This is a genomic window from Pseudomonas extremaustralis (genome assembly GCF_900102035.1).
In the GTDB taxonomy this organism is placed as follows: domain Bacteria; phylum Pseudomonadota; class Gammaproteobacteria; order Pseudomonadales; family Pseudomonadaceae; genus Aquipseudomonas; species Aquipseudomonas extremaustralis.
Genome location: NZ_LT629689.1, coordinates 240,556 through 258,994, shown reverse-complemented (window position 1 = coordinate 258,994; position 18,439 = coordinate 240,556). Strand labels below are relative to the sequence as shown.

The 18,439-nt window shown below is 59.2% G+C and carries 16 protein-coding genes; 3 read left to right on the top strand and 13 right to left on the bottom strand.

What is annotated here, in order from left to right; genetic code table 11:
- Positions 1–2: 2 nt before the first annotated feature.
- From fliS to BLR63_RS01160, 13 genes are all read right to left on the bottom strand, one after another.
- A complete protein-coding gene (fliS, locus tag BLR63_RS01220) occupies positions 3–407 on the bottom strand; it encodes a flagellar export chaperone FliS (protein WP_010563968.1) in 405 nt (134 codons plus the stop codon).
- A 139-nt stretch (positions 408–546) separates the two neighbouring features.
- A complete protein-coding gene (gene fliD, locus BLR63_RS01215; protein ID WP_010563967.1) occupies positions 547–1,950 on the bottom strand; it encodes a flagellar filament capping protein FliD in 1,404 nt (467 codons plus the stop codon).
- Between the two features lie 80 nt (positions 1,951–2,030).
- Positions 2,031–2,381, bottom strand: coding sequence for a flagellar protein FlaG (locus BLR63_RS01210; RefSeq protein ID WP_010563966.1), 351 nt, complete (start codon positions 2,379–2,381; stop codon positions 2,031–2,033).
- Positions 2,382–2,454: 73 nt separating this feature from the next.
- Positions 2,455–3,927 (bottom strand): flagellin N-terminal helical domain-containing protein, encoded by a 1,473-nt coding sequence (locus BLR63_RS01205; RefSeq protein ID WP_010563965.1) that lies wholly within the window; start codon positions 3,925–3,927, stop codon positions 2,455–2,457.
- Positions 3,928–4,193: 266 nt separating this feature from the next.
- Positions 4,194–5,123: a ketoacyl-ACP synthase III gene (locus BLR63_RS01200; RefSeq protein WP_010563964.1), complete on the bottom strand. Its 930-nt coding sequence runs from the start codon at positions 5,121–5,123 to the stop codon at positions 4,194–4,196.
- 276 nt (positions 5,124–5,399) lie between these two features.
- Entirely contained in the window at positions 5,400–7,031 is a 1,632-nt protein-coding gene (locus tag BLR63_RS01195; RefSeq protein ID WP_010563963.1) for a flagellar hook-associated protein 3, read from the bottom strand.
- A gap of 14 nt (positions 7,032–7,045) precedes the next feature.
- Positions 7,046–9,094, bottom strand: coding sequence for a flagellar hook-associated protein FlgK (gene flgK, locus BLR63_RS01190; RefSeq protein WP_010563962.1), 2,049 nt, complete (start codon positions 9,092–9,094; stop codon positions 7,046–7,048).
- Between the two features lie 10 nt (positions 9,095–9,104).
- A complete protein-coding gene (flgJ, locus tag BLR63_RS01185; protein WP_010563961.1) occupies positions 9,105–10,367 on the bottom strand; it encodes a flagellar assembly peptidoglycan hydrolase FlgJ in 1,263 nt (420 codons plus the stop codon).
- A 4-nt stretch (positions 10,368–10,371) separates the two neighbouring features.
- Positions 10,372–11,460, bottom strand: a complete 1,089-nt coding sequence (locus tag BLR63_RS01180) for a flagellar basal body P-ring protein FlgI (protein WP_033901075.1) — start codon at positions 11,458–11,460, stop codon at positions 10,372–10,374.
- Positions 11,461–11,487: 27 nt separating this feature from the next.
- Positions 11,488–12,183, bottom strand: coding sequence for a flagellar basal body L-ring protein FlgH (gene flgH, locus BLR63_RS01175; protein ID WP_010563959.1), 696 nt, complete (start codon positions 12,181–12,183; stop codon positions 11,488–11,490).
- Between the two features lie 53 nt (positions 12,184–12,236).
- Positions 12,237–13,022 carry a flagellar basal-body rod protein FlgG gene (flgG, locus tag BLR63_RS01170; protein WP_010563958.1) on the bottom strand — a complete coding sequence of 262 codons (786 nt, stop codon included), beginning with the start codon at positions 13,020–13,022 and terminating at the stop codon, positions 12,237–12,239.
- Positions 13,023–13,089: 67 nt separating this feature from the next.
- A complete protein-coding gene (locus tag BLR63_RS01165; RefSeq protein ID WP_010563957.1) occupies positions 13,090–13,830 on the bottom strand; it encodes a flagellar basal body rod protein FlgF in 741 nt (246 codons plus the stop codon).
- A gap of 305 nt (positions 13,831–14,135) precedes the next feature.
- Positions 14,136–15,698, bottom strand: a complete 1,563-nt coding sequence (locus BLR63_RS01160; RefSeq protein WP_010563956.1) for a sigma-54-dependent phenylalanine hydroxylase transcriptional regulator PhhR — start codon at positions 15,696–15,698, stop codon at positions 14,136–14,138.
- Between the two features lie 257 nt (positions 15,699–15,955).
- Here BLR63_RS01160 and phhA point away from each other — a divergent pair, with 257 nt between their 5' ends.
- From phhA to BLR63_RS01145, 3 genes are all read left to right on the top strand, one after another.
- Complete coding sequence (gene phhA / locus BLR63_RS01155; protein WP_010563955.1) at positions 15,956–16,747, top strand: phenylalanine 4-monooxygenase; 792 nt, start codon at positions 15,956–15,958, stop codon at positions 16,745–16,747.
- A gap of 124 nt (positions 16,748–16,871) precedes the next feature.
- Positions 16,872–17,228, top strand: a complete 357-nt coding sequence (locus tag BLR63_RS01150) for a 4a-hydroxytetrahydrobiopterin dehydratase (RefSeq protein ID WP_010563954.1) — start codon at positions 16,872–16,874, stop codon at positions 17,226–17,228.
- Positions 17,228–18,421, top strand: a complete 1,194-nt coding sequence (locus BLR63_RS01145; protein ID WP_010563953.1) for an amino acid aminotransferase — start codon at positions 17,228–17,230, stop codon at positions 18,419–18,421. Before BLR63_RS01150 ends, BLR63_RS01145 begins: the two co-directional genes overlap by 1 nt.
- Positions 18,422–18,439: the final 18 nt, after the last annotated feature.

The window sequence follows — 18,439 nt, the reverse complement described above, 5'->3', positions numbered from 1 at the left end:
CCTTATTCGGTGACAGCCTGTGGCACGGCGATGGCGTCCCAGCCTTCCTTCACGGTAATAAGCAAACGGGCGACTTCGTCGATCATGTCGGCATCGTTGTGCAGATTCGCTTCCATAAGACGATTGGTCATGTAGGCGTACAAACTTTCCAACTGCTGGACGTAAGCAGGGTTATCGCTCTTTTGCGCATCCAGGCCGTCACGCAGACCGATCACGATATCTATCGCCTTACCAAGCATCAGGCCTTTCTGGGCGATGTCGCCACGCGCCAGCGCACCCTTGGCTTGGGCCATACGGTCAAGCCCGCCTTCCATCAGCATCTGCACCAGGCGATGCGGGCTAGCTTCGGAGATCTGAGCATGGGAATTGACCTTCTGGTATTGGCGAAGGGCTCTCATGGGATTCATGTTTCTACCTCGTGACAGGCGACAGCAAAAAGGATTTCAGTAACCAATATGTCGACTGGGTCGCAAAAAGCTTTAGCGCCAGTCGTCCCGCTATAAAAAAAGGCCAGGCAGGTTGCCTGGCCCTTTCTATACATAGGGATTAACTACTGGACTTGACGTTGTTCAACGCATTGAGCGTGGTCATGACACTGGTGCTTTGCTGGCGTAATTGAGCGACCAGAGTGTCCATGGCGTTGTATTTGGCCGACAGGCTGTTGGTCAGCAGAGTCATGCGTTCGTCTAGGGAAGACTGTTGCTTGGTCAGGTCCTTCAACGTATCGGACAGCGTGGTGGAACGCGTCGCTAGAATACCAGTGCTCGCCTTGGCGTAATCGTCGGTAGCGCTTTTCATGCGTGCCAGCATGCCGTTGTCACCGGTAAACATGCTGTTGATATCGGCGGAGTTGGTTTTGACCGCCGCATCCCACTTCTTGTCATTGATCGATAGCAGACCAGTGGAGGAGTCGGTGGTGACACCAAACTGAGCAAGGGACTTGAATGTGCCAGTACCTGACAGGGCGTTGAACTCATTACGGATCGCGCTTTGCAGCGAACGCATGGTCGAGTCGCTGGTCAGCGTCGCAGCCGTGATAGAACCGTCAGCGTTGGTCGTTACCTTGGTCTCGGCGTTCATCGCAGTGATCAAGGCATTGTAGGTGTCGACAAACCCCTTCACCCCCGACTTGAGCGCGGTATTGTTGGTACTGACCGTAATGAGTGTGGCGTTTCTATCGGGGTTGGTGCTGGTATCGCCCGCGGTCTTGAGCGCCGACACCGATACCAGCTTGATATCCACGCCACTGAGGGCACCGGTAATGGTGTTGGACTTGGAGACCGCAGGAATACCGTCAATGCTGTATTTCGCATCCTGAGGCGTGTCGACCACCGTGGCGCCGACATCCAGCCCGGACGTACCCGATAGCGTCAGGTCGGAGCCCACGCCCATCGTGGTGGACGTCAGAATCAAGCGCGAGCCATTGGAGTCGGTCAGGATGTTGGCGCTGAGCCCGGAGGTTGAAAACTGCGTGTTGATCGAATCGCGCACCTGCTGTAGCGTCGCGCCGGAAGGAATGCTCACATCGTAGTTCTTGCCGGATTGACTGATGGTCAGCGTGGTGGGCTTGTCCGTGGTATTCACCACGGTCGACGTGCCACCCGCGAACGTTGCACTCGACAACTTCGACGGTTGAGCCAATTGATCGACCACCAAACGGAAGCTGCCATTGGAAGCCGTGTTACTAGCCGTCATGGTGGCGACTTTTTCATCCGAAGACGAACCGGTCAAACCAGTGAAGCTAGAGCTCGCAGTCATGCTATCCAACGCACCACGAAACACATCCAGCGCTGCCTGAATCTTGCCGATCGAAGACAGCGTGGTGGTCGCCTTCTGGGACGCGGTATTGATCTGCGTTTGCTTGGGCACCTTCTCGGCGTTGACCAAGGATGTCACGATCGATTGCGTATCGATGTTTGAACCGATACCACTTACCGTTGAACCCGCCATCATCTATCTCCTGTTCGGTGGCTGCCGTTATCTTGACTGGTTACGCTTCAAGTCATGACAGCAACAAGTTTCATGCCAGCTCAGGCCTTGTCGTCAAACAATACGTGACTTGCGCTGGATAGGCTCTGAGCCAGTTTCAATGCCGTTTCCGACGGAATCTGGCGAATCACTTCACCATTGTCGGTATTGATGACCTTCACCACCACGCGATGGGTGGAGTCATCAATGGAAAAATCCAGGCTGCGCTGGGCAGCTTGTACGAATTCGCGAATATCGGTTACCGCTTTTTCCAGGTCCGCGCGCTCAGGCTGTTTGCCTATGACCGGGGTTTCCTGAACGTTGGTGGCGCTTTTGTCGGCCGCCACCTGAGCTGGTGCGCTTTGAGGTGCAACCGGCGGATAAGACTGGTTCAGCTTTACACTCAGGTCCATGTCCAATCTCCTCGAAACCGAAAAACGGAAGGGCACGTAAACGCGCCCTTCCGTTAGTTACCAAGCGCGCTGATTACTGAAGCAGTTTCAGTACAGCGGATGGCAGTTGGTTAGCCTGCGACAGGATCGCAGTGGAAGCCGACTGCAGGGTTTGTTGTTTGGTCAGTTCGGCGGTTTCGGAAGCGAAGTCGACGTCCTGAACGGTGGAACGTGCAGCGGTGGAGTTCTTCTGAATGTTCTGCAGGTTGTCTGCAGTGGTAGTCAGACGGTTCTGGGTAGCGCCCAGGCCCGAACGAACGCTGTCAATAGTACCAATGGCTTTATCAATAACAGAAAGAGCGTTTTGAGCCATGTCAGCGCTGGTTACGTCTGTATTAGCAATAGTAGTTTTGCCTGATGCGGCGGTGGTCGCAGCAGCAGGACCGAACAGACCGCCAACACCAGCACCAGACAATGAGTACCCCTTTGAGGAGTCCAACGATACCTGACCAGTTGCAGTCATAATTGTAGTGTCAGACAGACCGGTGCCTGCACCAGCAGGGTAGGCGCCAGCCCCATCTTTGGATTTGATAGTGACAGCAGCTGCACCGGCGGTATTGCCTGTAACAGCACCAAACACGACGTTCTCACCAGTATCGGACTTAATCGAAAGCGTTTGCTTGGTTTCGTCGAAGTTAACGCTGATACCCAGCTTGGCGGCGTTGGACTTCAATTGATCAGCCAAGCCAGCCTGGCTAGTTACACCGGTCATGTTGACCGACTGACCACCAATAGTAAGCGAAAAGGTAGCAGCAGCGGCTGGGGTGCCACCGGTAAACGCGGTGTCATCAACAGAAATTTGAACTTCCGTGCTTGCGGTAGCCGTCAAGCCGCCAATTGCACCATTCAACTGGCTAGCGATATATTTTGCCGAAGCACCAACGCCGACAGCAATCGCACTACTCACCTGACCGTTACCAGTGACGGTGATAGTGTTACCTGCAGCGCCAATACCATTTTGTGAAGGGGTAATAGCCACACTCTTGATCTGCTGCGAACCAATGTTGTTAGCTGCAACGTTTTCCAAGCTCAGGTTGATGGTCTCGTTGGCGTTAGCGCCAACCTGGATAGCTTTGGTACCGTACGAACCGTCCAGCAGCTTCTGGCCACCGAAAGTAGTGGTTTGCGAGATACGGGTCAATTCCGAAGTCAGAGCCTGGTATTCGTCGTTGTTCGACTTACGGTCGTCAGCGCTAAGGGAACCGGTAGCGGAAGACAGAGCCAGGGTACGCATTTTTTGCAGGATGTCGGTCGAAGCCTGCATCGCGCCTTCAGCGGTCTGAGCGATGGAGATACCGTCGTTCACGTTTTTTACTGCTTGGCCCAGGCCGTTGATTTGGCTGGTCAGGCGGTTAGCGATCTGCAGGCCGGCAGCGTCGTCTTTAGCGCTGTTGATACGCAGGCCGGAAGACAGGCGCTGCATGGAAGTGGCCAGGGCGCCGCCGGCTTTGTTCAGGTTGCCCTGGGTAGTGATCGAAGCAATGTTGGTGTTTACTGTTAAAGCCATGACGAAATCCTCGTTGGATGGATACTGCGGCTTCCGGCCCTGGCAACCGCCGGGTGTGGCCTAGAGAACCTACGTAATAGTTATCGTCGTGGTAGGCCGTTGCTTGAGGTTTTTTTTTGTTTTTTTTGCTGGCGTCGTGCCACACCTTGCAATTCAAGGACTTACACAGGCACAAAACCCCGTATTCATTGGCTTTTCTGGCGCCAAATAAAAAAACGCCGATTATCTTTCGATCATCGGCGTTTTTTGTGCCACCCCTTAAAGGTTCACGGACGATACAAAATCGCCGAGCCCCACGACAGACCCACACCAAAACCGCTGATGGCCACGCGCTTCCAAGTGGCATCCATCACATGCTTTTCCAACAGCAACGGAATACTCGACGACACAGTGTTGCCAGTTTCGACCATATCCTTGAGAAACTTGTCCACCGGCGCGTCTTCGAAACGGCGGGCCACGGCATCGACAATCGCCGCACTGCCCTGGTGGATGCAGAACGCATCGATATCGTCGGCGTTGAGATCCGACTCGCTGAGCAGCTCGTGCAAATGCGCCGGCACCTTGAGCAATGCGAAGTTAAACACCTGACGACCGTTCATAAAGAACACACCATTGCTGACCTTCAGGTGCGGTGCGCCGGAACCATCGGTGCCAAACTTGGATTTACCCAGCAACCACGATGCGTCCTCACCCATCCAGGTGGCTGTGGCGGCGTCGCCGAACAGCATAGTGGTGTTGCGGTCTTCCGGATCGACGATCTTTGAATACGGGTCGGCGGTGACCAGCAGGCCGTTCCTCAGGCCGGTGGCTTCCATGAAGCCCTTCATCGCGTAGATGCCGTAGACGTAACCGGAGCAACCCAGCGAAATATCGAACGCCGCCACATGGGTAGGCAGACCCAGTTTGTCCTGGACGATCGCAGCGGTGTGGGGCAAACCCTCTTCATCGCCGTTCTGGGTGACAACGATCAGCGCGTCGATGGATTCGCGCTTCAAGTCCGGGTTGTTGGCAAACAAAGCGTTGACCGCCTCGACACACAAATCGGAAGTTTCCTGCGCGGCTTCCTTGCGCGGCAGGAACGCCGAACCGATCTTGCCAATGATGAATTCTTCATCCTTGGCGAATTTGGCACCCTGGGCGTAGTTATCGATCCCGTCTGCCGGCACGTAACTGGCGATGCTTTTTATGCCAATCATTGTGGCTTCCCAATACTAAATAGCTGGAGAACACCCTGCGGACAACGCCCGGGGTGCTGACAATAAAGGGGATAACCCCATAAAAATCTCGCTGAAAGCCGCCCCGCAAGGACCCTGTGACGACTTATCCTTTTCATACGATACAGTGAAGATGCGCTTTATGACTCACAGGTCACCTAATTTTGTGTGCTTTGTGCAAAACCTTCAAACAATTAAGCCCCAGAAACGACAACGGCCCAGCCTGTTTCCAGGATGGGCCGCTTGACACCAGGCCGCTTACATCTTGTTGAACAGGCTCAACTGCGAGACTTTCACGAACGCCAACTGTGAGGCTTCCAGCATGGTTTGCTGCAAAGTCAGGTTGATCGCCGCCTCGCCCATATCGACGTTGGCCAGGGCGCTCATGGTGCTGGTGTTGGCCAGGCCGACACTGGTGTTTTCGCTCTCCTGCACCTCCAGAGCGTTCTGCCGCGCGCCGATGGAGCCACGCACATTGTCGACCTGGGTCAGTGAGTTGGTAAGGTTACTGACGGCCGCGTTCAAAGCGTCCTGAAGCTTGCCCCGTGCGCCGGGGATACCATCGGCCGGCTGTTCCAGGGCTTGGCGCAGTTGACTCAGGGTATCGAGGGCGTTCTGGGTTTTCTGGGTCGTGTTGCCGACCGTAAACTGATCACCGACTTGCGGTGTACCACTCAGTTCAAAAGTGACTCCCGCAGCAGTGATCTTGTTTGGCGTGGAGGCGCTATCGATCACACCATTGTCGACGATCGGCTTGCTGTTGGCGGTATATGGCTGGGCGTACACCTTGTAAGCTGTCGGATCGATGTCATCGAACTTGATCAATATCCCGCTATTTCCCGGAAAGGTGCTGGCATAGTCGGCAGCGCTGCTGATCTGAGCATTGGTCAATTGCGCCGTCGACGCATTGCTCGCGGTGCGTGACACATTAAACGAGTCCGGCTTGGCGGCCAGGTTGAACTCGCGCCCCTTGACCAGCGCATCGGCGTCAGGCCCAGTGGCAGTATCGGTGAGGTCGACCGTGATATCGAACTTGACCCCGCGCAGATTGACGCTGGAGCTGCCCTCCTTGGTGGAGTCGAACGTCCCGTTACCCGCAATTTCCGAGGTAATGTCGTTATTGTTCTTATCCGTAACAACGTACTGGGTACTGCTGGTGAAGGTCAGCTTGTACGGCTGACCATCGGAAAACTGCTTGGTGTAGTCGGTGCCCGACGTCACCAGACCAGCGGAGATAGCAACCTTGTGGTCATCGACCAGCGGAGGAGAGATTGCAGGCGGCACAGGCGCGACTGTCGGCGCGATATAGCTCGACTGGGTACGACTGGTGTTGATCGCCCCCTCCAGAATGCTCTTGGCCGTATCACCGGCATTGACTTTCAGGGTTTCGGACACCTGCAGACTCAGGGCGTTTTCGTCGCCCTGATAGCTGTAAGTGCCATCGCTGTTGCGTGAATACGGCGGCGTCTGAGTCTTAGAGCCGGAGAACAGATAGTTGCCTGACGCATCCTTGCTATTGAGCAGGCCCATCAACTGCTCCTCGATGGCCCCGACCTCGACCGCGATAGACTTGCGGTCGGCATCGCTAGTCACGCCACCGGCCCGCAACGCCAACTGGCTGCCGGCCTGCACCGCCGCACTGATCGATTGCAGGATGCTTTCTTCGTTGGTCAACGAGCTTTTCAGGCTGGTGATATTGCCACTGAACTGGGACAGCATGTCTTTCTGCTGTTGCAGCATCAACAGACGCTGAGCGGCCACGGGATCATCGGCAGCGGTCTGTACACGCACGCCAGAACTGGCCTGCTGCTGGGCCTGTACCACGCTGGAATAGTTGCTCTGATACTTGCTGGCACTGGTGTCGAAATATTGCTGTGTAGAGATGCGCATCGGCCCAGACTCCCTTAAAGGCTATTGATCAGCGTACTGAAGGTTTCTTGCGCAGCCTTGATGATCTGCGACGACGCGGTGTAATACTGCTGAAACTTGATCATGTCGCCCGCCTCTTCGTCCAGATTGACCTGAGACACCGAGTTGCGCGCGTTCTTATTGGCCGTCAACAGTGCGTTGGTGGCCGTGGTGTCAGTAGTGGCCGCAGCGGCCTTCGCGCCGACGGTCGACACCAGTTTGCTGTTGGCCCCGACCAGGCTGGTGCCGCCCGAGCCATCCGATGCCACGCCGACAGTGGCCTTGGTCTGCAGGCTCAGCAGTTGCTGGGCATTACGGTTGTCGGACACACCTGAGGCATTAAACGAAAACGAGGTGCTGTCGCCATTGGATGGCGAACCTGCCACCGTGGTGTCGAAACTGAAGCTATTGGCCGGCACCACCAGTGCACCACTGGCATCACGCATCGGTACGTTGATGGTGATCTTATTGTCCTGGCCCGGGATGATGCTACCAGAGCCGAGGGGCTCACCCTTGGCGTTATTGAGAGTGTAGGTCTGGGTACCATCAGCCGCCGGCGCGCCAAACACCATCTTCACCGGCATGGAGTTCTGAATCCCCACGCGCAGTTGGGCAGTATCGGCGCCGCCCTGGATATCGATAGGCACGGTCAGGGTAGGCGGTGTGAATGTGCCGGTCCCCTGGTTGGTCTTGCCAGCTTCGCCCTGCAAAGGCGCGGCGAAGGCGATCTTACTCGGGTCAGTGAGCACGGTACCAATCTCTTTGGCGCCATTAGCAGTCGGGCTGACCTTGAAGCCGTCCCCCACCTGCATCGGGCCGCCAGTAAGAGCCAGGGTAAAACCGTCAATCACCGATGGAGGAGTGGCCGTGATGTCGAAAGTGCCCATGGCCTTGCCGTCGGAACGCAGTACGGTCACTTTATTCAGGTCGGCGGCGTCGTTGAAGGTCACCTTGTAATCGAAGTTGGTCAGTTGGCTACTGTCCTTGATCGTCACACCCAGGCTACCGGTGCCCTGGTTACCTTGCGCAGCCACGCTGCGCAGAGCAATGGAAGCTGCGCTATTGATGTCCTTGAACATCGAAGCACCGAACTCGCCATTCAGGTCGATGCCCTGACCCAGTTGGCTGTTGATCGTGTCCGCGGTGACAATTGCAATGCGGCCCAGATCATTGATCGCCGGCGTCAATACATCGCTGCGATAACGCAACAGCCCACCGATGCTGCCACCGCTGACCACATTTCCGATGTCCACCGCGGTATTGCCGGACATGTTGATCTGGATGGTGTACTGGCTGGTGTCGCTCTTGCTCGGTACAGCAGAAATAGTGTTGGACTGATCCCCCAGCACAAGGGATTGACCGGTACCGGTGCTGACGCTGAACACGCCGTTTTTCTCGACAGCGGTCACACCGATCAACTCGTTGAGCGAGCGCACGGCTTCGGCACGCGAGTCCAGCAGGTTGGCCGGGGTGGTGTTGGACGAACCCTGCACCTGGGCAATCTGCTTGTTGAGGGACGCAATCGACGAGGTCAGTTGGTTGACCTGATCGCTCATGGAGGTCAACTGGCTGTTGATGGTTTCTTTCTGCTGGCTCAACTGCGTGGAGATCGCATTGAACCGGTTACTCAACGTCTGGGCGCTGGTGAGCAGGATCTGGCGAGCCGACGTGTCGCTCGGCGTGGCCGACGCGGTCTGCACAGCAGCGAAAAACGAACTGAGTACGGCCGACATGCCAGTGGTCTTGTCCGACAGGGTCTTGTCGACAGCACTGACCTGGTCCGCATAAGCCTTGGCATCGCTGTTGAGCGAGGTGCTGTTCTGGTAAGCCGTGTCCAGGTACTCGTTGTACACCCGGCGCACGTCGGCCAGGGTGGTGCCGCTGCCGATGAACACGCCGCCGTACTGGTTCGACGCGTTCGCGGTCTGAGTGGTCTGCTGACGCGAATAGCCCGCGGTATTGGCGTTGGCAATGTTGTTACTCAGGACAGACAACGATCCTTGAGCGGCGTTGAGCCCCGACATCCCGATATTGAGCAAACTCATGGTTCAGACCTTATAAATGAGTGGTCGCGCCCGCGACAGCGTAGTTCTGGTAACTGTTCATCGTTTTTGCGATCTGCGAAATCTTGCTGGCGTAGTCCGGGTCGGTTGCATACCCGGCTTTTTGCAACTCGCGTACAAACTGTTCCGGGTTGTCGGCAGATTTCACGACTTCTTTATAGCGATCATTGCTTTGTAGCAGCGTGACCAGGTCGTGGAAGCTGTCCTGATACGAGTTGTAGGAGCGGAACTGCGCGGTTTCCTTGACCATCGCCCCGTCACGGAACTCGCTGGTGATCGCGCGGGCCTGGCCGCCCTGCCAGCTCTGGCCGGCCTTGATGCCGAACAGGTTGTGGCTGCTGCTGCCGTCCTCGGCACGCATCACCGATTTACCCCAACCGGTTTCCAGGGCGGCCTGGGCCACCAGGTATTTGGGGTCGACACCGATACGCGCGGCGGCGGCCTTGGCCATCGGCAACATGGTGGCGACAAATTCGTCCTGGGAGCTGAAGGCTTTCTTCGCCGGCGCCAAGGGAGGCTGGGCCACGGCACGGCCGTAGACCTGCATGCGGCCGCTCGGCACGGCAAACGTGCGAGCGCTGCTGTTGACCACATTGTCGGCCGAGACGCTGTTACGCAGCGGCGCAGCCTTGGCCAGCGTCGTGGCATCGGTGCCCGGCACGATGCCGGTCAGCAGACGGTCGGTCAGCTTGCTGGGCAAGGCGAGGCGACGCTGGTTCATCAACGCCATATCGTTGGCGTGCGCACTGGCGCCTTCGGGAGCCGCCACGCGGTAAGCCCAGAGTGGGCGCTGGCCGTTGGAGCGACCCAGCGGGCCTTCGGCCTGGGTGCCGGCGGCAATCTGCGTCGGCACATCGGCTTTCTTAACCGGCTCGGCGGCCGCCGGGCCTTGCAAGGTGGCCGCCTGGGCGTCCACCGGTTTGTTCTTCTGCATCTGGCGCATCAGCACGTCGGCCAGGCCGATGCCGCCGCCTTCGCGAGACATCGAGACCGCCAGTTGCTGGTCGTACATTTCCTGGTACTGCTTGGCCGCCGGCGTGTTCAGCGGGTTGTCCTTGCCCAGGGCCTCGGTGGCCGAACGCATGGACTTGAGCATCTCGCTCAGGAACAGCGACTCGAACTCCTGCGCCACCTTGCGCATGTTGCTGTCGCTGTTCTTGTCGCCAACCTTCAACTGGTTCAGGCGATTCAAGTCAGAATACGACCCCGAATCCGCCGTGCTGGTCAGGCCACTGTTACGCATGTCCATGGCCATGGCCTTAAATCACGATCAGGTCGGCTTGCAACGCGCCGGCCTGCTTCAAAGCTTCAAGGATCGCCATCAAGTCGCCTGGCGCCGCCCCCACCTGGTTCACCGCACGCACGATTTCATCCAGGGTGGTGCCGGGGCCGAATTTGAACATCGGCTTGGCTTCCTGCTGGGCATTTACCCGCGAACGCGGAACCACCGCCGTCTGGCCGTTGGACAACGGCCCCGGCTGGCTGACGATCGGGTCTTCGGTAATGGTCACCGTCAGGCTGCCGTGGGTCACGGCGGCCGGCGAGACCTTGACGTTCTGGCCGATCACGATGGTACCGGTGCGCGAGTTGATGATGACCTTGGCCACGGCCTGGCCCGGGTCGACCTCAAGGTTTTCCAGGATCGACAGGTAGTCGACGCGCTGGCTTGGGTCCAGCGGCGCGGTCACGCGGATCGAGCCGCCGTCGATAGCCTGGGCCACGCCAGGGCCGAGCATGTCGTTGATCTTGTCGACCACGCGCTTGGCAGTGGTGAAGTCGGAGCGGTTGAGGTTCAGGGTCAGGCTGTTGCCCTGGTTGAAACCGCTCGGCACGGTGCGTTCCACCGTGGCGCCGCCGGGAATACGGCCGGCCGAGGGCACGTTCACGGTGATCTTCGAACCGTCGCGACCTTCGGCATCAAACCCGCCGACCACCAGGTTGCCCTGGGCGATGGCGTAGACGTTGCCGTCGATACCCTTGAGGGGCGTCATCAACAGGGTGCCGCCGCGCAGGCTTTTGGAGTTACCGATGGAGGACACGGTGATGTCCACCACCTGGCCCGGCTTGGAAAACGCTGGCAAGTCGGCACTGATGGACACGGCCGCGACGTTTTTGAGCTGCACGTTGCCCGAACCCGCCGGCACCTTGATGCCGAACTGCGAGAGCATGTTGTTGAAGGTCTGCAGGGTGAACGGGGTCTGGGTCGTCTGGTCACCCGTACCGTTGAGCCCCACCACCAGGCCGTAGCCGATCAACTGGTTGGAACGTACGCCGGAAATACTGGCGATGTCCTTCAGACGTTCGGCCTGGGCGACAGCGCTCAAGGAAAGCAAGAGCGCCGCCGCCATCAGCTGTTTGAATTTCAAAGTGGCCACCTAGAAAGGGAACAGCGGGCTAAGGAAGAAACGGTCGAACCAGCCCGGCTGACTGGCATCAGCGAACGAACCCGTACCCGAGTAGGTAATGCGTGCATCGGCAATGCGCGTCGACGACACAGTGTTGTCAGTGGCAATGTCGTCGGCACGGACCATCCCGGCAATGCGCACCAGTTCGTCACCGGTGTTGAGGGTCATCCACTTCTCGCCGCGCACCGCAATGATGCCGTTAGGCAGTACATCGGCCACGGTCACGGTGATCGAACCGGTCAGGCTGTTGCCCTGCCCCGCGGAACTCTTGCCATTGGTGGCGCGGTCGCCGCTGTAGCCGGCGCTCAGGCTCAAGTCGCCGCTGCCCAGGGGGTTGTTGGTGTTCGGTACGGCGCCAAACAGCGAGGTCAGGCCAATCCCGGTCTTGCTGGTCTTGCCCACTTGGGAGTTGGCATTCTTGCTGGCCTGGGTCTTCTCGTTCAGGGTGATGGTGATGATGTCACCGACCCGGAATGCCTTGCGGTCGCTGTACAGGTTCTGTTCGAAACCGGCCTGGTAGATCGAGCCATTGTTGGCCGCCGCCGGCAACGGCGTGCGCGGCAACACCGGTGCGTAGTACGGGTCATTGGGTTTTGGCGTCGGGGCGACACAGCCCGCGAGCACGGCAATCCCACTCAATGCCAGAACGGAAACATAGCGATTCATGACCCTTACCTCACGGTGTTGCAGGCGCCCTCAAGGGCGCCCCATAGACTTGATTACAGATTCTGCGTTACGAACGAAAGCATCTGGTCGGCGGTGGAGATCACCTTCGAGTTCATCTCGTAGGCACGCTGAGTGGTGATCATGTTGACCATCTCTTCCACGGTGCTGACGTTGGAGGTTTCCAGGGTGCTTTGCAGCGTGGTGCCGAAACCGTTCAGGCCTGGCGTGCCGATTTGCGGCGCACCGCTGGAGGCGGTTTCCAGGAACAGGTTGTTACCCACGGCTTGCAGGCCGGCCGGGTTGATGAAGTCGGCGGTTTGCAGGTTGCCGATCACTTGGGACGCCGGGTTGCCGGCAACGGTAATGGACACAGTGCCGTCGTTGCCCACGGTAAAGGTCTGGGCGTTGTTGGGCACGACGATAGCCGGCTCCAGGGCAAAGCCGTTGGCCGTCACGATCTGGCCGTTGGAGTCCAGGTGGAACGTACCGTCACGGGTGTAGGAAGTGGTCCCGTCCGGTTGCAGGATCTGGAAAAACCCCTTGCCGTTGATGGCCATGTCCAAGGGCTGGCCGGTTTGCTGCAGGTTACCGGCGTTGAAGTTCTTCTGGGTGCCGACGATCTTCACACCGGTACCCAGTTGCAGGCCCGACGGCAGTTCGCTGTCCTGGGTCGACTGGGCGCCTGGCTGGCGTTTGATCTGGTAGAGCAAGTCCTGGAACTCGGCGCGATCACGTTTGAAACCCGTGGTCGATACGTTGGCCAAGTTGTTGGAAATGGTGGTCAGGTTAGTGTCCTGGGCGGACAGACCTGTTTTGGCAACCCATAGAGCCGGAAGCATAGTGTTCTCCTTCGTGCGCCTGTTTGTTGGCGCTGCGCTGCAAAATTAGTAGTCAGTGAAACCGCAATCAGCTCATCGCCAGAACGCGCGTCATGGCCTGGTCGTCTTCTTTAGCGCTGTTCATCATCTTGATGTGCAGCTCGAACTGCTTGGAAAGCGCCAGCACCGCGGTCATTTCTTCCACGGCATTGACGTTGCTCGCCTGCAGGAAACCCGACGTCAGCGTCACGGTCGCATCGGCCTGGGCCGGCTGGCCATCCTTGGTGTGGATGGTGCCATCCAAGCCTTTACTCATGTTCTTAGGGTCAGGCTGGACCAGCTTGATGCGGTCCACTTCAGCCATCACCCGCGGGCCTTCGCCCATGGCGCGGATGCTGATGGTGCCGTCGGCGCCCACTTCGACTTTTTGCTGGGGCGGCACGGCGATCGGGCCACCGTTACCCATGATCGGCATGCCGTTGCCGGCGCGCAGCACGCCCAGCGCATCGACGTTCATGCTGGCGCTGCGCACGTAGGCTTCGCTGCCGTCCGGAGTTTGCACCGCCATCCAGCCGTTGCCGTTGACGGCGACGTCCAGGTCACGACCGGTCTCGATCATCGCGCCGGGGCTGAAGTCGGTGGCTGGACGCTCGGTCATGGCAAAGGCCCGCGCCGGAAAGCTGTCACCGAACACCGGCATCGAACGCGCCTGTTCCAGGTCACGTTGGAAACCGTTGGTGGAAATGTTCGCCAGGTTGTTGGCATGGGCCTTCTGCGCCAGAGCATTCTGGCTAGCGCCGGTCATTGCCACATAAAGGTACTTGTCCACGCTCTTTCCTCTTTCTGACGGACGCTTGCCGCCCACCGCTGTACTGATGAGGCTTAAGCAATTTGCGAACCAACTTTCCAAAATGGAGGAAAGTCCAAGCGGAGCAAGGGCTTGCGGCGGACTTGCGAAAAACGAGGCTGAGACGATAGTCGAAAAAACGGCGGACTTATGCCGCTTCCGGCAACGCCACCGACCCACAGGGGGGGAAGGAACTTATGTGTGGGCTTGCTCCCAATAGCGGCTTATCAGTCGATACATATGTGACTGAACCGCCGCAATCGGGAGCAGGCCCCCTCCCACATCGGTCATTTGTCGGTCTTGAGGATTGCGTAATCGCGCAGTTTATTGGCGATGGTGGTGTGCGATACACCCAGACGCTTGCCCAGTTGCCGGCTGCTGGGATGCTCGGCATAGAGGCTTTCCAGCACCGCTTTCTCGAAGCGCCCGACGATCTCGTCCAAACCGCCCTCCAGGGAAAATTCGCCAAGCGGCTGACGCACCCCATAGTCCGGCAAGCGGATATGTTCCGCCTTGACCGTTCCGCCCTCACACAGCGACACCGCCTGGAACAGTACGTTTTCCAGCTGGCGCACATTACCCGGCCAGCGATAGCGGCTCAGGCGCTCCATCGCGGCGGGGGCCAGCCTGGGCAGCGGGCAGCCGATCTGCCGACTGGCCTGATCGAGAAAATGCTCGACCAACGGCGCAAGGCCATCCAGGCATTCGCGCAACGGCGGAATATGCAGCGACAACACATTGAGGCGATGGTAGAGGTCCTGGCGAAACTCGCCACGGGCGCACAGTTCGGACAAGTCCACCTGGGTCGCACAGATCACCCGCACATCCAGGTACACCTCCTCGTCGCTGCCAACGCGACGGAAACACCCATCCTGCAAGAAGCGCAGCAATTTAGCCTGCAACCGCGGGCTCATTTCCCCGACGCCATCGAGAAACAGCGTACCGCCCGCCGTCAGTTCCAGCAGCCCCAGCTTGCCCTCGGCCCGCGCCCCTTCAAACGCACCGGGGCCGTAGCCGAACAGCTCGGTCTCGGCCATCGACTCGGGCAAGCCCGCGCAGTTAAGCGCCATCAACGGCGATTGCCCACGCGGACTGGCCAGGTGGCAGGCCCGCGCCAGCAGCTCTTTGCCAGTGCCGGTTTCGCCTTCTATTAATAGCGGCGCATCCAGCGGCGCCATGCGCCGGGCTTCACGGACCACGGCGGCCATGACTTTAGAACTCTGGAAAATACTGTCGAAGCCGCGCAGCTCCTGCTTGCGCACATTGTAGATACGCTCGCCCACACGGTCGGCGCGGTGCAGGGTCAGCACCGCGCCAGCCATAGCTTCGCTGTCGTCGTGCTCAGCGGATTGCAGCGGCGCGATATCCGCCAGAAACACGTCGCCCTTGACCTTGACCCGCAAGCCATTGATCCGCGATTTACTGGCGCGCACCAACGCTGGCAAATCGAAATCCTCGGCATAGCGCGACAACGGAATCCCCGGCACCTCGTCCACCCGCACCCCGAGCAACTGCGCCGCCGCACGGTTGGCGGCGACGATGGAACCGCCCATGTCGATCGACAGCACCGGGAACTCCAGGGCGCCGAGCAGCGCGTTGAGCTCCATATGCCGCCGCTCGCTGGGCATCAGCCCGACCCGTTTCACGCCGAACACCCCGGCGATCGCTTCGAACTGCGGGCGCAACGCCTGGAACTGCATATTCACCAGGTTCGGGCAGAACAGGTAGATGGCGTTGCCATGCTCGCCGCCGACCTCGCCCTTGGCGACGTTGACGCCGTATTCCACCAGCAGGTTGAGAATGTCCCGCAGGATGCCGATGCGGTTCTGACAGTGCACTTTGATACGCATGAAAAAGCCCGAAAGGTGGGTAGGCGCCGCGTCTTTTTGTCACTGGGCGCAGATAGTCGTCAAGATTATGTGACAGTCGCGGGCATTTTCACAGCCAGCCGTCGCCACCGACCACGCATGCGTAACGAATATTTTACAAAAAGCTGTAACTTTTCCTACAAGCTCCCCTCGCAGGTAGATGGAATCTCCAGCGGGCCGGCGTATCAATAAGGGCATCGCAGGACATAACAAGAACGAATGCCTAGCAGGAGAGCCGTATGAAGCAGACGCACTACGTGGCCCGCGAGCCCGATGCGCAAGGTTTTATCCACTACCCGCCGGAAGAACATGCGGTGTGGAACACCCTGATCACGCGCCAGTTGAAGGTGATCGAAGGCCGCGCCTGCCAGGAATACCTGGATGGCATCGACGCCCTCGGCCTGCCCCTGGATCGCATCCCGCAGTTGGGCGAAATCAATCGCGTACTGGCGGCAACTACCGGCTGGCAAGTCACCCGCGTGCCAGCGCTGATCCCTTTCCAGACCTTCTTCGAATTGCTCGCCAACAAGCAATTTCCCGTGGCGACCTTTATTCGTAGCCGCGAAGAGCTGGACTACCTGCAAGAGCCGGATATTTTCCACGAGGTCTTCGGCCACTGCCCGCTGCTCACCAACCCCTGGTTCGCCGAATTCACCCACACCTACGGCAAGCTCGGCCTCGCAGCCACCAAGGAGCAACGGGTCTACCTGGCGCGCCTGTACTGGATGACCATCGAATTCGGCCTGGTGGACACGCCCCAAGGCCTGCGCATCTACGGCGGCGGTATTTTGTCGTCGCCCAAGGAGACGCTGTACAGCTTGTCGCCGCAGCCTGAGCATCAAGCCTTCGACCCGCTGGAAGCCATGCGCACGCCCTATCGCATCGACATCCTGCAACCGCTGTACTTCGTCCTGCCGGAACTCAAGCGCCTGTTTGACGTGGCCCAGGAAGACATCATGGGCATGGTCGAGCTCGGTATGCAGTTGGGCTTGCACGCACCGAAATTCCCGCCAAAGCCCAAGGCGGCGTGAGCCCCATGCCACTGGCTACACCTTAGGTTTTGAGGCCAGGTGAGTCTGTTCCCTGGCCCTGCGTTGCTTTAGGGTGACGCCACTGACGACCGTTTTCCAAACACTCGAATTCAGGACACCCCACATGACCACCTTGAACCAAGCCCACTGCGAAGCCTGCCGCGCCGATGCCCCGCAAGTCAGCGACGACGAACTGCCGGAACTGCTCAAACAGATCCCTGACTGGAACATCGAAGTGCGCGACGGCGTGATGCAACTGGAAAAGGTATTCCTGTTCAAGAACTTCAAATTCGCCCTGGCCTTCACGAACGCCATGGGTGAAATCTCCGAAGCCGAAGGCCACCACCCCGGCCTGCTCACCGAATGGGGCAAAGTCACCGTGACCTGGTGGAGCCACTCCATCAAGGGTCTGCACCGCAACGACTTCATCATGGCCGCACGCACCGACGAAGTGGCCAAGCGCGCCGAGGGCCGCAAATGATGCACTTCGATGCCATTGGTCGCGTACCCGGCGACCCGATCCTCGGCCTGATGGATCTGTACGCCCAGGACCCCAACCCGAACAAGTTCGACCTCGGCGTGGGCGTCTACAAGGACGATCAGGGCCTGACGCCGATTCCCCACTCGGTGAAGCGCGCCGAACAGCGCCTGGTCGACACCCAGACCACCAAGACCTACATCGGCGGCCACGGCGATGCAGCCTTCGGCCGGTTGATCAGCGAACTGGTGCTGGGTGCCGATTCCGTGCTCATCCGCGAACGCCGCGCCGGCGCGACCCAAACCCCGGGCGGCACCGGTGCCCTGCGCCTGAGCGCCGACTTCATCGCCCACTGCCTGCCCGGCCGTGGCGTGTGGCTGAGCAACCCGACCTGGCCGATCCACGAAACCATCTTTGCCAAGGCCGGGCTCAAGGTCAGCCATTACCCGTACGTCGGTGCCGACAACCGCCTGGACGTGCCGGCGATGCTGGCAACCCTGTCCAACGTGCCCCACGGCGACGTGGTGCTGCTGCATGCCTGCTGCCATAACCCAACCGGTTTCGACCTGTCCCACGACGACTGGCGCCAGGTGCTGCAGATCGTGCGCGAGCGCCGGTTGCTGCCACTGATCGACTTCGCCTACCAGGGCTTCGGCGACGGGCTGGAACAGGATGCCTGGGCGGTGCGGCTGTTTGCGGCCGAGCTGCCGGAGGTGCTGATCACCAGTTCCTGCTCGAAGAACTTCGGCCTGTACCGCGACCGTGTCGGCGCGCTGATCGTGTGTGCGGCCGACGCCGAGAAGCTGACGGATGTGCGCAGCCAACTGGCCAACATCGCCCGTAACCTGTGGTCGACACCGCCGGACCATGGCGCGGCCGTGGTCGCGACCATCCTGGGTGATGCCGAGCTGAAACAGCAGTGGAGCGAGGAAGTCGAAGCCATGCGCTCGCGAATCGCGCAGTTGCGGTCCGGGCTGGTGGAGGCGCTGGCGCCCCACGGCTTATCGGCGCGATTCGCGCACATTGGCGCGCAACGTGGGATGTTTTCCTATACCGGCTTGAGTGCCGAGCAGGTGAAGCAACTGCGCGAGAAGCACAGCGTGTACATGGTCAGCTCGGGACGGGCCAACGTCGCGGGTATTGACGCGACGCGGTTGACGTTGCTGGCGCAAGCCATCGCCGATGTCTCCAACTGAAGCCACCCACACTTGGAT

Excerpts from the sequence above, each read along its gene's own strand:
- BLR63_RS01150 (WP_010563954.1), top strand. The coding sequence starts at position 16,872 with ATGACCACCTTGAACCAAGCCCACTGCGAAGCCTGCCGCGCCGATGCC.
- BLR63_RS01180 (WP_033901075.1), bottom strand. The coding sequence starts at position 11,460 with ATGGCGGCGGCGCTCTTGCTTTCCTTGAGCGCTGTCGCCCAGGCCGAA.
- fliS (WP_010563968.1), bottom strand. The coding sequence starts at position 407 with ATGAATCCCATGAGAGCCCTTCGCCAATACCAGAAGGTCAATTCCCAT.
- BLR63_RS01195 (WP_010563963.1), bottom strand. The coding sequence starts at position 7,031 with ATGCGCATCTCTACACAGCAATATTTCGACACCAGTGCCAGCAAGTAT.
- flgK (WP_010563962.1), bottom strand. The coding sequence starts at position 9,094 with ATGAGTTTGCTCAATATCGGGATGTCGGGGCTCAACGCCGCTCAAGGA.
- BLR63_RS01200 (WP_010563964.1), bottom strand. The coding sequence starts at position 5,123 with ATGATTGGCATAAAAAGCATCGCCAGTTACGTGCCGGCAGACGGGATC.
- fliD (WP_010563967.1), bottom strand. The coding sequence starts at position 1,950 with ATGGCGGGTTCAACGGTAAGTGGTATCGGTTCAAACATCGATACGCAA.
- BLR63_RS01210 (WP_010563966.1), bottom strand. The coding sequence starts at position 2,381 with ATGGACCTGAGTGTAAAGCTGAACCAGTCTTATCCGCCGGTTGCACCT.
- BLR63_RS01145 (WP_010563953.1), top strand. The coding sequence starts at position 17,228 with ATGCACTTCGATGCCATTGGTCGCGTACCCGGCGACCCGATCCTCGGC.
- flgH (WP_010563959.1), bottom strand. The coding sequence starts at position 12,183 with ATGAATCGCTATGTTTCCGTTCTGGCATTGAGTGGGATTGCCGTGCTC.
- flgG (WP_010563958.1), bottom strand. The coding sequence starts at position 13,022 with ATGCTTCCGGCTCTATGGGTTGCCAAAACAGGTCTGTCCGCCCAGGAC.
- flgJ (WP_010563961.1), bottom strand. The coding sequence starts at position 10,367 with ATGGCCATGGACATGCGTAACAGTGGCCTGACCAGCACGGCGGATTCG.
- BLR63_RS01205 (WP_010563965.1), bottom strand. The coding sequence starts at position 3,927 with ATGGCTTTAACAGTAAACACCAACATTGCTTCGATCACTACCCAGGGC.
- phhA (WP_010563955.1), top strand. The coding sequence starts at position 15,956 with ATGAAGCAGACGCACTACGTGGCCCGCGAGCCCGATGCGCAAGGTTTT.
- BLR63_RS01160 (WP_010563956.1), bottom strand. The coding sequence starts at position 15,698 with ATGCGTATCAAAGTGCACTGTCAGAACCGCATCGGCATCCTGCGGGAC.